The organism is Nostoc sp. UIC 10890 (assembly GCF_054786515.1).
Genome location: NZ_JBSGKF010000001.1, coordinates 2,246,959 through 2,262,691, shown reverse-complemented (window position 1 = coordinate 2,262,691; position 15,733 = coordinate 2,246,959). Strand labels below are relative to the sequence as shown.

Sequence of the window (15,733 nt, the reverse complement as noted above, 5' to 3'; positions counted from 1 at the left end):
GCTGAAATTTAAATACAATATTTCATACCAAATTAAGTTAAAAAAAACTATATAAGCGATAATTTGCTGACTTTAAGGTGTTTTAATAAAGTTATTACCGAAAGTCTAGTAGAAGCAAAAACATGAAAGGTTTCAGGAAGTTATCCTCAATAGCGCTATTGCTATGTGCCTTTGTGTATCCGCCCTCATTAGCTGAAGCAAAAGATATTTCTTTAGATAATGCTCGCAATGAACAGAGCGCTGCACCAGAAGCTAACCTAGTTGGAGATAAAACTGGAGAGCTTTTAATTGCTCAACGGCGGCCAGGAAGATACCGAATGATCCGACGACGGCAAATTATCCGACGGCGGCAGTACTTAAGACGATACCCAAGTATCCGACGCCGACAGTCCTTAAGACGATACCCAAGTATCCGACGGCAGCAGTTAAGACAACGGCAGATTATCCAACGACGGCAGCCTTACGGACGATACGAAAATATTCGCCGTCGTTATTAACGACAGATGATGTCAATACTTGTCGGGTTTTGGGGAAAAGGGAAAGAAAAAACCTTTAACCTTTTCTCCAAACCAAATTCTGAGTTAAAAATGCAAAATCCGAGCAATATTGCGGCTGATGTAACTAACTAGTGGTTAGTGGTTTAACCACTAACCACTAACTATTATTATCTTTTAATGGCTTGCTACTACCTCTCCTTCAAGGCGAACTAGTCGGTCTGCCAAAAGTTTCTCAAGGTCTTCTAGTGCCTTGGTGAAACCTTTAATGCCCTCGTCTAGTTTGTCAGTTGCCATGCGGTCAGCAGCGTGCATTTTGTCATAGCTAGCTTTGTCAATGGATATCTTTTCGATTTCCAAGCTTGCTGCCTTGGCGGGGTCAAGTTTACGTGGCAGTTCTGCAACAGTTGACTGCAATTCAGCCAAAAGTGACGGTGAAATGGTCAGCAAATCACTACCTGCAAGTTCAGTAATTTCACCAAGATTGCGGAAGCTAGCTCCCATAACTTCGGTTTTATAGCCGAATTTCTTGTAGTAGTTGTAGATTTTGGTGACTGACAAAACTCCTGGATCTTCGGCTGCTGGGTAGCTATCGCGTCCGGTATCTTTTTTGTACCAGTCGAGAATTCGACCGACGAAGGGAGAAATTAGGGTGACGCCGGCTTCTGCACAAGCGATCGCTTGGTGAAGACCAAACAACAATGTAAGGTTACAGTGAATACCTTCTTTTTCCAGAATTTCCGCAGCGCGAATGCCTTCCCAAGTGGTGGCAATTTTAATTAAAACGCGATCGCGGCCAATTCCGGCAGCTTTATACTGGGCAATTAAGTCCCGTGCCTTAGTCAGAGTAGCTTCGGTATCGTAGGACAAGCGAGCATCCACTTCTGTAGACACACGACCGGGAATGATTTGCAAAATCTTTAATCCAAAGGCAACTGCCAAACGGTCAAAAGCCAAAGAAACTATCTGTGCTTGGGTGGCTCCGGTTCCAGCATCTTTCTTCGCCTGAAGTAAAGTTTGATCGACAATTCCCTGATATTCTGGCATTTGCGCCGCAGCAGTAATCAGAGAAGGATTGGTGGTGGCATCTTGGGGTTTGAACTTTTCAATTGCCTGGATATCCCCTGTATCTGCGACTACAACAGTCACTTCTCGCAATTGTTCCAGTAAATTCTTAGACATAAAAGACTCCATGATGTTTGTTTAGGATTTACTAGCGAGTGCTGAGTGCTGAGTTAGGAGTTAAGAGTTAGGAGTTAGGGGTTACATATTCTCCTCCCCAGTTCCTAGTCCCCAGTCCCCAGTCACCAGTCCCTTCAATTCTGATTCTGGCAATTTTTGTTAATCATTGCCCAATTTTGCTTACTATCTTGAGCCACAGCCCTATTCTAAGTGCCTTATGCCGAAATTGGCTGTCCAATGGAATGCACTTTGATTAAACTAGTTGTGCCCGATTTACCAATTGGAACACCAGAGGTAATTACTACTTTATCGCCCTTATTCGCTAAACCCATATCTACAACTGTGTTCACCACATTGGTAAACATCTCTTCGGCATTGTGGACTGGTGGGATCAGCAAAGCTTCTACACCCCAAGAAAGCGCTAGTTGGCGATAAGCGGTGATGTCGGAGGTGAGGGCAATAATGGGAGAAGTCGGCCGATATTTAGATACCATTCGCGCCGTACTTCCTGATGAAGTGTTACAGAGAATTGCCCGTGAGCCTGTTTCATAAGCGATGCGACAGACGGATTCTGCCACAGATTCGGTAACGCTGAGACTACCTGCTTCATGACACCAAGCATGTTTGCTACCCTCGTCTAAAGCCTGTTCTGTCCGCACGGCGATGTTGTGCATCATCTGGACGGCGGCGATGGGATATTGTCCGACAGCGGTTTCACCAGAAAGCATTACCGCATCCGTACCATCTAAGATGGAGTTGGCTACATCGGTGGCTTCGGCGCGGGTGGGATCGGGGGCGCTAATCATCGACTCTAGCATTTGGGTGGCTGTAATCACCGGCTTGCCAGCACGATTGCAACGGCGAATAATATCTTTTTGAATTAAGGGTACTTCGTGAATTGGCACTTCTACCCCTAAATCGCCACGGGCAATCATAATCGCGTCCGCAACCTTCAGAATTGAGTCAAAATTCTCTACTGCCTCTGCTCGTTCGATTTTGGCAATTAGGCGGATGGAAGCACCAGCAGCTTCAATCATTCGTCTGGCGGGTTCTAAGTCTTGTGGCGATCGCACGAAGGACACCGCTACCCAGTCTACACCCAACTGAATCCCAAAGCGGAGATCCAGCAAGTCTTTTTCGGTGATCGAACTAACAGGTAAAGGAGTTTGGGGCAGGTTCACTCCCTTGTGGGTGGAAATTAACCCGCCAATTTTTACTTGTGCCCGAATGCGATCGGCATCGCGATCGGTAACAATCAACTTGACACGACCATCATTAATTAAAATTGGTTCACCTGGTCGCACCATTGCGAACAAAGTCGGCAATGGTAGGGGGAGTTCGTCAATACTCTCGCCCTTTTCTTGCAAAACAAAAGTGACTTCATTACCAGCTTCTAAATTTAAACCTTCCGGTGGTAAAGTTCCCAAGCGAATCTTGGGGCCACATAAGTCTTGCATAATTGCGATCGGCTTTTGCTGCTCAGTGCTAATCTGTCTGAGATAGTGAGCCGTTTGGGCGTGGAATTCATAAGCCCCGTGGGAAAAATTCAGCCGTGCCACATTCATTCCGGCTTTTACCAAGGCTTGCAGCTTTTCAGGTGCAGATGTAGCCGGGCCAACAGTACAAATGATTTTGGTTCGACGCATAGGGATTGGGGGTTGAGGAGTAACCTGTGAATTCGTAATTCGTAATTCGTAATTCGTAATTCAGAGGCTTGAGATTTTATTTAGGTTTTCGGGTTTAAATCTTTAGCCTTCTTTCAAAGAATTAGTATTACGAGCCAAAAATCACATGTGCTTCATATCACTGGTTTGCTAAATAAAAATACTAGATTGCGTTTTGTTTTCGGTATCTTTCCTATTTGACCCAAATCCCAAAAGTCAAAGGTTAATCACCAATGACAATTAAACAATTCGTAGTTCGTAATTATATTTTCTAACGGGGATTTCAACCCCGACTAATAACATACAAGCTGTTTATTATTCGTGAGTTTCAACCCCTATTAAATTACGAATTACGAATTACGAATTATCAAGCAGCTGTCGGTGCGAGTTTTTCCTTCTGTGACATAGAGAACATCAGGTCAATCACACGATTTGAGTAGCCCCACTCGTTGTCATACCAGGCAATTACCTTGAAGAAGTTGGAGTTCAACTCAATACCAGCGCCTGCATCGAAGATACTGGAATGGGTATCACCTTGAAAATCTGTGGAAACTACTTCTTCATCTGTGTAACCCAAAATACCCGCTAGTGAACCTGTGGCAGCCTCCTTCATGGCAGCACAGATTTCCTTGTAACTGGTGGCTTTGGCAGTTTTGAAAGTTAAATCAACTACAGAGACATCGGGAGTCGGAACTCGTAATGCCATCCCAGTTAACCTGCCCTTCAATTCTGGTAAAACCAACGCTACAGCTTTCGCTGCGCCAGTGGAGGAGGGAATAATATTTTGGGATGCACCTCGACCACCCCGCCAGTCTTTTTTGCTGGGGCCGTCTACAGTTGGCTGAGTGGCAGTCATAGCGTGGACTGTGGTCATCAACCCTTCAGTCAACCCAAAATTGTCATTGATAACCTTAGCTATAGGAGCTAGACAGTTTGTAGTGCAGCTAGCATTGGAGACAATGATATCCTTGCTAGGGTCAAATAAGTGATGATTGACACCCATTAACAGGGTAGTAACTCTATCTGGATCTTTGGTGGGAGCGGAAATTACCACTCGCTTTGCACCTGCCTTCAGGTGGTTTGCAGCTCCTTCGTAGTCGGTGAAGAGTCCGGTCGCTTCCACGACATAATCTGCACCTAGTTTTCCCCAAGGTAACTCTGCTGGATTCCTCACTGACACACAAGGAATGAAATGTCCGTCAATCAGGATGCCGTCTTCCTTGGCTTCAACCTTCTGCTTTAATTTGCCGTGGGTTGAATCATACTTTAATAGGTAAGCAAGATTATCTGGTGGTACTAGGTCGTTAATGCCCACAAACTCGATATTGGGGTTATTGATGCCAGCGCGAAGCACAAGTCGCCCAATTCGACCGAAACCATTGATACCAACTTTCAATTTAGTCAAGATTAAACCTCCCGTTGTGGAAGTTGAACAAAAGGAGAAAGTTAAAAGTCAAAATAGATTGCCTTTTACTCTTTACTCTTTGATCCTGACAGTCTCAGTCAGCTAAGGCATATTTACTTGGCATATTTTAAGGATTGGGCGTTAGAAGAGGCAGAGGTGCGGAGGGGCAGAGGGGCAGAGGGGCAGAGGGGCAGAGGGGCAGAGGGGAATAAACTTACTGCAACTTCTCCTCTGCTCCCCTGCTCCCCTGCTCCCCTGCTTCTTCGCCAGTCCCCAATTCAACTCAATTAGTAGTAGGTTGGACAAATCGCTTAATTTCACCACAGGCAATATAAGACTTGCCATCAGGTGCGGTTTTGACTTCATCAACGATGTAAAGCATTCCTTCCTCACGAACCGATCGCGGAAAACGCATGTTCCAATCCGGTTCATATCCGTCGGAAACTACCCTAGCACGTAGCTTGCTGCCATCTTTAACACACTGAACTAAAATGCTGTCCCCTACAGTGTCAGTTGTGGGAAGATCGGCGGCACTGGCAGGGCCTTTGGAAGCTTTGCCTGTGTTAGTTGGATGCGATCGCCTAGGGGCAACGAAAATATCTGCTTCACCGGGTTGAGCAAAACGGGTGATGTTGCCACGTACACGGTAGAAAGTGGCATCGTTTGAGAGTTCCAATCCTTCAACAACATAGCGTGCCCCCTCGGCACGAATAGCGCGGGGAAACTGGACGTTTTTGGTTGAATCGTAGCCTTCGGAAACGACTTTTACCCGCAGTTTACCGCCTTCACGAACGCAGTACAATTCAACACCTGAACCTACTTCATTCACAGTCGGCATTGCGTACACTTCATCGCCAGCTGTGACACCGCGACCCACCAAATCGCTACGATTGCGCGTCATCGTCTGGTAAGTCTGATCGCGCATCTCTTTCCGTCCGGCATTGCCTAGAGCTTTTTGGGCAATGCGACCTGCGAAATACTCAAGTTGATCAATCTCTTCAGCAATTTCAAAATTCTCATTTAACCCTTTATCCCGCAAATCTTTCACCAGCGCACGCAGGATTTGTTCAGCTTCCTCATGTCTGCCATGTTCAGCGAGATTGAGTCCTGTCTCTTTGGCCTTAGCGATGTTGAGGCGACTCAGTTCAAGAATGATATGACTCGTAGAAGCAAAAGCTGCTTCCTCAATGGTGCCAACTTTGGCGACGACATCGGCTGTACCTGATACGCTTTGAATCAAGTTATTCTGCACAACATCGGCGCTGTAATGCAACTTCATTACTGGTAAATCACCAATTTGAGCGCTTGATATCTCCAAACTCAAGCCGAGAAGTTTGTCTTCACCCTCGTAAAGCTCTCCCAAGGTGAGAACAGCTTGACCAGCGTCGTTCTGGGTAACTTTAGCAAGACTTAAGGTATCAACAAGGCTGACACCATCAGCTAATTCCAGCGTCACCTTGAGATTCTGTCCCACTACTGCTCTGAGACTGTCTAGCTCAATACTAAACACTTCAGTTGCTTCATCGATGCTTTGAATGAAGTAGAAGTTGCCCGTGGCGGCTCTTGCCATCCCAATCAGCAGGTCTTCATTAAAACCCTGAGCAAAACCTAACGTAGTTGTAGTAATGCCTTCCTCAGCTTTTTGCCCCGATGTCGCTGTCAGTACCTTCGGGTCTTGAATGCCCATATTGGCGTGACCATCGGTAAGCAGGAGAACACGGTTGATTTTTTGCGGATCAAGTCGCGTCTTTACGTGTTCACAGCCTTTGAGCCATCCCCCTGATAAATTGGTAATACCACCTGCTCTCACCTTGCGGATAGAATTTTTCAGTGCGGCCTTGTCAGTCACAGCTTGGGGTGGTACAACACTGTCCACTTCATCGTCGTAAACAACTACTGAGAGAATGTCATTTGGCTCAAGTTGATCGACCACAGACTCAGCGGCTTTGAGCGCGTGATGCAAGGGAGCGCCGGCCATTGAGCCGGAACGGTCAATTACAAGAGAAAGGTTAAGGTGACGTCGGGGAGATTCAGCGATGTCAGCACGAAAACGTAGCAGAATATTAGTCTTTAATGAAGATCCTGTGGGGAGGATAGACTGGTCAAATTCATAACTTGTCTTAATCATTTTTTATATCCCTCAAAATTGTCTGTTATAAGCTACAAGCCCTATGATGACAAGACAGTAAGTGCTTTACTTAGTTTACCCAGAAATTAGTTTGTTCAGTGTCAAAATAGAATTTAATGTAAGATTTTATAGTTTTGATATCTCGTCAGTAATCGCTTTTTTGGGAAAAGTTTGTGATCTACTGACTTGATCCTTCTCCACTGTCCGGTACTAAAAGGCGATCGCACTGGTCACTATTGCGGGAAACTGAAAGCAGATATATTAGGAGAGGAGAACCTAATGAGTTGGACTAAAGTTCTTGCAGTCGCAGCACTTTCCCCAGGTGCGCGAGAAGTGGTGAAAGTTGGGAACCGGAAAATTCTGCTTTTGAATCACGAAAATCAGCTTTATGCTGTAGATAACACCTGTCCTCACTTAAAATTGCCTCTGAAAAGTGGCAAAATCAATGAAAGTGGGGCTATTGTTTGTTCTTTCCATCGCAGTGCTTTTGACCTGCGGACTGGTGAGGTAAAAGACTGGTGTTCCTGGCCACCTGGTGTAGGTAAGGTACTGTCGTTGGTTTCACAACCAAAGGCACTACCAGTGTTTCCAATTCGTGTGGAAGAAGGCAGTATCTGGGTTGATGTACAAGAGGAATAGCACCCTCTCCCTGAATTTACCGAAACAATACTGAGTAAAAAAGCAATAAAAACCCCAGCAGATGAGTTTAGCTGGGGTTTATATCCAAATTTACCTATTGCAGAGATATAGAAACCATTGAATGAGCAAATAGAACATCTTCTCAAGCAGTTTGAACACTTTGCTGTGATGTAATGTTGGGTTGTGTATTACCGTTGCCGGCTTCTATAGAAGCTGTAGCAGTTTGAGATTGTCCTAAATTCACTTTGAATACCTTACTCTGCTCTTGCTCAAGCTTGGGTAAAGTCAAAATTAAAATCCCATCTTTCAGGTCTGCCTTAACTTGTTGATTCTGAACTTTGCTTGGTAGAGCAATTACTCTGGTAAAGTTGCCATACCGGAATTCAGAATGAACTTTAGCGTTAGATTGGGAATGTTTTTCGTAACGATGCTCACCTGTAATTGAAACTGCATCTTGAGTGACTTGAATATCCAGGTCTTTAGCTTCTACGCCTGGAATCTCAACTCTTAATAGCCACTCTGAACCATTGTCGTATAACTCAACAGCAGGAACCCATGCTGTTCTCGGTGATGGAGAAGAAACATCTGAGTTGCCACGCTCGGCTGCTGTAAGCTCAGAGAAAAGTTGATCCATTTGACGACGCAGAATCTCCATTTCACGGAATGGTTCCCAACGAATGAGTGCCATATCTGAATCTCTCCTTAACTTTCTAATTCAATTTTGGGTAATCAAACAAAGTTTTAGAGGTATTTAGAGGTTTTAGATATTTAAGCAATTATCGAACCTCTATTTTGTTTAGAGAGGAGCTTTATTTGCTTTGTTTCTTCTCTCTAGTAAGTAATTTAATAAAATCAAAATCTAAAAACAGTTGGGTAAACCGTACAGACATAGGTTGGATTTACCGTATCAAACAGAAGAAGGGTGAAAAGCTTGAGAATAGCTGATATCAAGGTAAGTAGGCAATAATAAATTAAACTATGATTACGTAATGTAAAGTTAATTAAATTCACTTATATTCAAAGGCTCCAGCCTATTCTAAGGGCTAGAGCCGCTGATTTTTCTCTTGACGGAGATGCTGCACGTAGCCAAGATTTACGCAAAACTATAGGTAGTAGGGACACGCCGTTTCGTAGAGAAACGGCTACTCTTACGAGAACGCTTTGAGCGAAACCGCAGGGTACATTGGTGTCAAATTAAGCTGACACTCCTTTAAAACCTCGTTTACAGCCTCTGGCTGGAAATGCAACTCAAAAGCGGCTCTGCCGCCAGCAAGCGAGGCGGAGCCTCTAGGACGGCATTCCCAGTCGGAGACTGGGAACGAGACAATATCTAAAAGCTTGTACTAGGCTAGCTTTCACGTTCAGTTGACACCAATAGAATAGGAAACAGGAAAGAAAGGATAAATGCGTGCTGAATCTTGTTCAAAAATCAAATAGGAGTCCTATATCTGCTTTGTTATATCTTTCTATTCCGATTTTTCCACCGCAGAGATTTAGCAGTATTAACCACTTGTTCTACTTCATCTGCAACTTATCCATACACCTTGGGCTGAAGTATGGTGGTAAGCAACGATGATTTTATTTACAATCTGGTAACAGAGTTTTGCTTTCTGATTTTATGTTCAGTTTGATTCAACAAATTACTCTTGATTGAAAATTAACTTAGGAACTGATATGGATGCTCAAAAAATCAAAATTTTATTAGTTGATAGCAACTTAGAGAATTTACATTTTTTATCAGACATCCTTCAGCACCAAAGTTATCAGGTGCAAAGTGTCATTTCGGGACAATTGGCAATCAATACAGCGCTTGCTTTTCTCCCTGATTTGCTTTTGCTAAACGTTCTTATGCTAGATATGGATGATTATGACATTTGTCAAAATTTGAAAGCTAACGATAAAACTCAAGATATTCCAATAATCTTTTTCGGTATTTTAGATGAATTATCTGAAAAAATAAATGTCTTTGATTTAGGCGATGTTGACTATATTACTCAACCATTCCAAACTACAGAAGTTTTATTACGTGTACAAAATCAACTCACTATCCAAAGGCTAAAACAACAGTTAAAAGAGCAAAAGGCTCAACTGCAACAGGAGATTAAAAAGCGTCAAGAAGTTGTAGCTAAGTTAAATATTCGTAACAGACAAATAGAAGATATTTTTAAAGAAATTCCCCCTAACATTAGCAAAGCCTTTTGTAGAGAAGTTTATCAAAGCGAATGCCTTTTAGTCGAAGCTGCCCTGAAGAAGAGTGAAAGCCAGTATCGCCATCTAGTAGAAACATCCCAGGATATGATTTGGTCGGTAGATATTGATGGACTAATTACCTTTGTCAACCCGGCGGTGAAGCAGATTTATGGCTACGAACCCCAAGAAATGATCGGGCGTGCCTTGACTGATTTCATCTCGCCTACACAAGTTGCTCAAGATAAAGTAGCCTTTGACTGCGTTCTTCAGGGAAAACCGATCTTTCAACATGAAACTAGCTGTGTAGCTAAAGATGGTACCTTACTTTATCTGATGTTTAATGCGATCGCATTACACAATGAAGAGGGTCTAGTTATAGGTATGACAGGCACTGCTAGTAATATTACACAGCGTCGAGGGGTAGAAAAATTACTCCAAGAAAGCACGATTAAGCTCCGCAATCATAATCTAGTGCTAACACAACTGGCGCAAAATCAAACACTTTATCAGGGTGACTTGAAAGCAGCTTTGTGTAAAATCACTGAAACGGCTGTTAAGAATATTGGGGTGGAACGAACCAGTATTTGGCTCTATGACGAAACAGGCACGAAAATTCAGTGTTTTGATCTATTTGAGGCCAGTCGCAATCAACATAGCGAAGGACTTTCCTTATCAGCAGCCGACTATCCAGCTTATTTTGCAGCTTTGCAGCAAGACCAACTAATCGCCGCAGATGATGCTCATACAGATTCTAGAACTAAAGAATTTTCTGCGTCTTACTCAAGATTAAACATCACCTCTATACTCGATACACCCATTAGGCTGGAGGGAAAGACTGTAGGAGTTTTATGTCTGGAAGCAGTGGGAGTTACTCATCATTGGACGCTAGAAGACCAAAATTTCGCTCGCTCTCTGGGCAATTTAACATCCTTGGTGTTGGAGGCAAAAGAACGCCAACGCGCAGAAGCAGCGCGACGGGCTTCTGAAGAAAAGTTAGCATCAGCTTTTCGGTCATCTCCCGATCCAATTGCCTTAATTACTGTTCTCAATAAACGCTATGTCGAAGTTAACGACAGCTTTTGTCGATTTTTTGGTTATTCTCGTTCTCAGGTGATCAATCGCACCGATCAAGAATTGAATATTTGGGTGAATCCAGAAGAATATAATTTTCTCACCCAAATCTTGCAACAAACAAAAGCCATCCGCAACTATGAGATTGATGTCTGCACTTCAACAGGAGAAATCAGGACAACACTTTTGAGTGCGGAAATGATCAAGATTTATGGGCAATGGTACGTACTGGGTACCGCCAAAGATATTACTGAACGCAAGCAGGCAGAAAATGAAAGTCGTTTGTTACTGTTGACAACCCAAGCCATCACTCGCGGTAGTAATGTCAACAGCGCCTTAATAGTGGTATTGCGCTTAATTTGTCATACCATTGGCTGGGATTTTGGTGAAGCATGGATACCTAATGAAGACAGAACTGTTTTAGAACACAGTCTGGGCTGGTACGGTGAGCAGAGTAGCCTAGAAGAATTCTGCCGCCAAAGTCAAGCCGTGAAATTTCCTTTGGGAGTGGGACTACCAGGAAGAGTTTGGCAGAACCAGGAACCAGAGTGGATAGAAGATGTTTCTAAAGTTACACAACCAATTTTTTTGCGATCGCGACAAGCAGCCAAAGTAGGATTAAAAGCTGGTTTTGGTGTTCCCATAGTCTCTGGAAAGCGAGTATTAGCAGTTTTAGTATTTTTTAAACGTAGTTCAGTATTGGTAGATCGACGTTTGCTTTTGCTAGTCAGTGCTGTTGCTGCTCAGTTGGGTGGGTTGATTGAGCGCAAAACCCTAGAACAAGAACTAGCACTCAGAGAAGCTCGCCTCAATGCCTTTTTTAGTAGCGCTCCCGTTGGCATGAACATCGTAGATAACCAACTGCGATTTGTGCAAATCAACCAACTACTAGCGGAGATTAATGGACTACCCCAGCAAGATCATATTGGCCAGAGAATTTATGAAGTCTTACCCCAGATGTCCCCCCTAGTAGAACCAATTTATCAACAGGTTTTATTGACAGGTAAACCCATTCTCAATCAAGAATTAAGCAGCGCATCAATTCAACAACCAAATATTATCCGCCACTTCTTAGCTTCTTATTTTCCGATTCTTGGTGAAGACGATCGCCCCTCTGGTGTCGGTACAGTTTTAGTAGAAATTAGCGATCGCAAACACATTGAACAAGAACTGCGTTTAGCTAACGAACGCCTACAATATCTGCTCACCTCTAGTCCTGTAGTCATTTATAGCAGCAAAACATCAGAGGATTGTAGCACGACCTTTATCAGTGAGAACGTTAAAGAAATGGTGGGCTACGAAGCGCGTGTTTTTATTGAGAATTCTAGTTTCTGGCTTCATCACGTCCACCCACAAGATATTAAACTCATCTCAGAAAAATTTAAGGAGCTTGTTGAGCAGGAGTACATTTCCTACGAATACCGGTGGTTACACGCTGATGGAACTTATCACTGGTTCTACGAAAAGATGAGGTTAATTTATGACGAAGCTAATTACCCTATAGAATGCGTTGGTTATTGGGCAGACATTAACGATCGCAAATTGGCAGAACTAGCTTTGCAATCCGGTCAGCAGCGATATCAACTTCTAGCAGAAGCCTCACCAGCTTGTATATTTCACGCTGACGTAGATGGCAATGCTTTATATTTTAATCAACGCTGGAGTGAGATTACTGGATGCAGTTTAGAAGAGTCTCTGGGAACAGGTTGGGCAAATGCCGTACATCCAGATGACCGCGAACAGTTCTTGTTGTTATGGAATCAAGCAAGAACCGCTAAAAAAATGTATAAGTACGAGCATCGTTTTTTGCGTGCTGATAGTACAGTCGTCTGGGTAATTTGTCAGGCTTTACCAGAATTTGGAGAAGATGGAAAAATTAAAGGTTACATCGGTACAATTACAGATATTACCGAGAGAAAGTTAGCCGAAGAAGCCTTGCGTGAGAGTGCAGAACGCGAAAGAGCGATCGCCCAAGTAATTCAAAGAATGCGCCAAACACTCGATTTAGAAACGATATTTGCGGCTACAACCGAAGAATTACGCCAAGTACTCAACTGCGATCGGGTTGTTGTCTATCGTTTCAATCCTCACTGGAGTGGCGAATTTGTCTCCGAGTCGGTGGGTAACGGTTGGATTTCTCTAATAGAAGAACACAACAATCAGCCGCATCTCACAGAGGGTGTTTTACAAGATGGCCATTGCCTAGCAAAAATTTTGGATGACGCAGATAACCAACTGGAAGATCCTTATTTGCAAGCAACCCAAGGTGCAAGTTTCCGCTGTGTCCCAGACATTTACAATGCTGAGTTTCATCCTGCTTATATCGAACTCTTAGAGCGCTTTCAGGCAAAAGCCTACATTATTGTCCCCATTTTGTATGGTACTCAGCTTTGGGGATTACTGGCGAGTTATCAAAATTCCGATTCCCGCCAATGGAAACCAGGAGAAATCAATATCGTAGTTCAAATTGGTAATCAGTTAGGTGTTGCTTTACAGCAGGCACAATTACTAGCGCAAACTCAAAGGCAGTCACAAGCATTGCAAGAAGCTGTGATTATTGCTGATGCTGCCAACCGCGCCAAAAGCGAATTTCTCGCCAACATGAGCCACGAACTGCGTACCCCACTCAATGCCATCCTTGGTTTTACCCAAGTCATGAGCCATGATCGTAATTTATCTACTGAACATCAGCAAAATCTAACAATCATCAATCGGGCCGGCGAACATCTCCTCAACTTGATTAACGACATTCTGGAAATGTCTAAAATTGAAGCCGGCAGAATCACATTAAATCTCAACAGTTTTGACTTAATTCGTCTGTTGGAAAACCTCAAAGAGATGTTGCGCTTCCGTGCCACATCTAAAGGATTAGAATTGGCCTTTGAATATACATCTCACCTCCCCCAATACATCCAAGCTGACGAAAGTAAATTGCGTCAAGTCTTGCTTAACCTCCTGGGAAATGCGATCAAATTTACCGATACTGGAAGAGTGACGCTGTACGTAGGTATGGGGCAGGAGAATTGGGGAGCAGAGAGCAGCGAGCAGGGGGAGCAGGGGGAGCAGGGGGAGCAGGGGGGCAGAGGAGCAGGGGAGCAAAGGAGAATAATAAATCCCCAATCCCTAATCCCCAATCCCCAATCCCTAATATTCGAGGTAGAAGATACTGGTCGCGGTATTGCTCCAGAAGAAATTGACTTGCTGTTTGAAGCTTTTGGGCAAACTGAAACCGGCAGGAAATCTCAACAGGGAACAGGACTAGGTTTAGCAATCAGCCGCAAATATGTGGAACTAATGGGGGGAGATATTAGCGTCACCAGCACTGTTGGCGAGGGAAGTAAATTTACTTTTGATATTCAAATTGGTCTAGCCGAAGCTAGCGAAATCCAGATCAAAAAAACTAGACGCCAAGTTATTAGTTTAGCGGCCGATCAAAGCGAATACCGTATCTTGGTGGTTGATGACTCTACAGACAGCCGTTTAGTGTTAATGAAAATTCTGACATCTATCGGTTTTGCAGTCCAGGAAGCGACTAATGGTCAAGAAGCGATCGCACTTTGGCAGACATGGCAACCACACCTAATCTTAATGGATATGCGGATGCCGATTATGGACGGCTATGAAGCCACAAGAATTATTAAAGCTAGAGAAGAAACCTCAATCGAAAATTGCAACACCATTATCATCGCCTTAACCGCTAATGCCTTTGAGGAACAACGAGAGGTAATGATCAAAGCGGGTTGTGATGATTATATTAACAAGCCTTTCCGTGAGGAGAAATTATTAGAAAAATTGAGCGAATATTTAGGAGTTCAATATATTTATCAAGAAGAAAGCTATCAGATAGCAGATGCAACGCAACAGGAAATAGAATCAATGTTGACCTTTACAGATTTAGTGACTCTATTTGCTGAAATGTCGCCCGAATGGGTGAAAAAAGTGTACACCGCTGCCGCCCAATGTAGTGATGACCTGATTTTAGAATTGATTGAGCAAATACCTTCAGAAAATGCAGTACTGCAAACTTTTATTAAAAATTTAGCTCATGATTTTCAGTTTGAGAGAATTATGGAATTGACGAGTATTCCAGGAGTATTATCCAGTTAATAAGAATTGTGGATTGCCATTCGTCTCAATGCTAATGATTATAGAGCGTACTTTAATTAACTTTGGGGATTTAATACCAATTTTGTATGAAGCTGCATAGAATTAGATCCCCCCTAGCCCCCCTTAAAAAGGCTACGGTGTACACACAAGTCCTAAAAACCTAGCTTGATAAGACTTTCCTCGTTCCCAGTCTCCGACTGGGAATGCATTCATTGAGTCAGAGACTCAATGCCAGATTGGAGGCAGAGCCTCCACGAGGAGCATTCCCATGTAGAACATGGGAACGAGATAAAAACGAGGTAAACGAGATAAACGAGAGAAGAATGGAAAATCAAGCTTTTTTCGACTTGTGTGTACACCGTAGCTTAAAAAGGGGGGAACTGGAAAAACATCTATCAAAGTCCCCCTTTTTAAGGGGGATTTAGGGGGATCGAGATATGTGCAACTTCACATTAAATTGGTATAAGTCCCCAGCAAGACAGGCAGCCCGTTTTGGGCCGGGGTCTAAATCCCCGGACGTTCGCAGACTCGCTAACGCAAAACGTAATTGCGTTCGTTAGCGTAGCGGGGCGTTAGCAAGAGTGCGAATTGCGAATTGTTTTAACTGGGGTGTGCTGGATAAAATGGAGATGATTTTGGTGCGAAGCTTTGAAGCTTATTTCCCTTCACTTTTTGGAGCCTAGCTTTCTGATAAAGCACAATGTTTCTAGTACAGCACGGCGGAAATAAACCACCCATTCCCAATCAACAAAACCCTTACGCTGTCTTCATTTTTAATTTTTAATTTTTAATTTTTAATTCCGCCTTGCGGTACTAGCCACTTTAAGATCGCACGTCTGGGAATTTGAGCGCT

General features: G+C 43.5%; 8 protein-coding genes. 3 read left to right on the top strand and 5 right to left on the bottom strand.

What is annotated here, in order from left to right; genetic code table 11:
* Positions 1–122 precede the first annotated feature (122 nt).
* Positions 123–497 (top strand): hypothetical protein, encoded by a 375-nt coding sequence (locus ACWATR_RS08815; RefSeq protein ID WP_460331487.1) that lies wholly within the window; start codon positions 123–125, stop codon positions 495–497.
* 174 nt (positions 498–671) lie between these two features.
* Here the strand turns inward: ACWATR_RS08815 and ACWATR_RS08810 are convergent, their stop codons facing one another.
* From ACWATR_RS08810 to ACWATR_RS08795, 4 genes are all read right to left on the bottom strand, one after another.
* Complete coding sequence (locus ACWATR_RS08810; protein ID WP_460331485.1) at positions 672–1,676, bottom strand: transaldolase; 1,005 nt, start codon at positions 1,674–1,676, stop codon at positions 672–674.
* A 215-nt stretch (positions 1,677–1,891) separates the two neighbouring features.
* Positions 1,892–3,322, bottom strand: a complete 1,431-nt coding sequence (gene pyk, locus ACWATR_RS08805; RefSeq protein ID WP_460331483.1) for a pyruvate kinase — start codon at positions 3,320–3,322, stop codon at positions 1,892–1,894.
* 385 nt (positions 3,323–3,707) lie between these two features.
* Complete coding sequence (gene gap, locus ACWATR_RS08800) at positions 3,708–4,745, bottom strand: type I glyceraldehyde-3-phosphate dehydrogenase (protein WP_460331481.1); 1,038 nt, start codon at positions 4,743–4,745, stop codon at positions 3,708–3,710.
* 283 nt (positions 4,746–5,028) lie between these two features.
* Positions 5,029–6,873, bottom strand: a complete 1,845-nt coding sequence (locus ACWATR_RS08795; RefSeq protein ID WP_460331479.1) for a vWA domain-containing protein — start codon at positions 6,871–6,873, stop codon at positions 5,029–5,031.
* A gap of 279 nt (positions 6,874–7,152) precedes the next feature.
* Between ACWATR_RS08795 and ACWATR_RS08790 the strand changes: the two genes are divergently transcribed.
* Complete coding sequence (locus ACWATR_RS08790) at positions 7,153–7,512, top strand: Rieske (2Fe-2S) protein (protein ID WP_181931546.1); 360 nt, start codon at positions 7,153–7,155, stop codon at positions 7,510–7,512.
* A 142-nt stretch (positions 7,513–7,654) separates the two neighbouring features.
* On the opposite strand, the gene ACWATR_RS08785 is transcribed toward ACWATR_RS08790, so the two are convergent.
* On the bottom strand, positions 7,655–8,200 hold the full coding sequence (locus tag ACWATR_RS08785) for an Hsp20/alpha crystallin family protein (RefSeq protein ID WP_460331476.1): 546 nt from the start codon (positions 8,198–8,200) through the stop codon (positions 7,655–7,657).
* Positions 8,201–9,186: 986 nt separating this feature from the next.
* On the opposite strand from ACWATR_RS08785, the gene ACWATR_RS08780 reads away from it, so the two are divergent.
* Positions 9,187–14,880, top strand: a complete 5,694-nt coding sequence (locus ACWATR_RS08780) for a PAS domain S-box protein (protein WP_460331474.1) — start codon at positions 9,187–9,189, stop codon at positions 14,878–14,880.
* Positions 14,881–15,733: the final 853 nt, after the last annotated feature.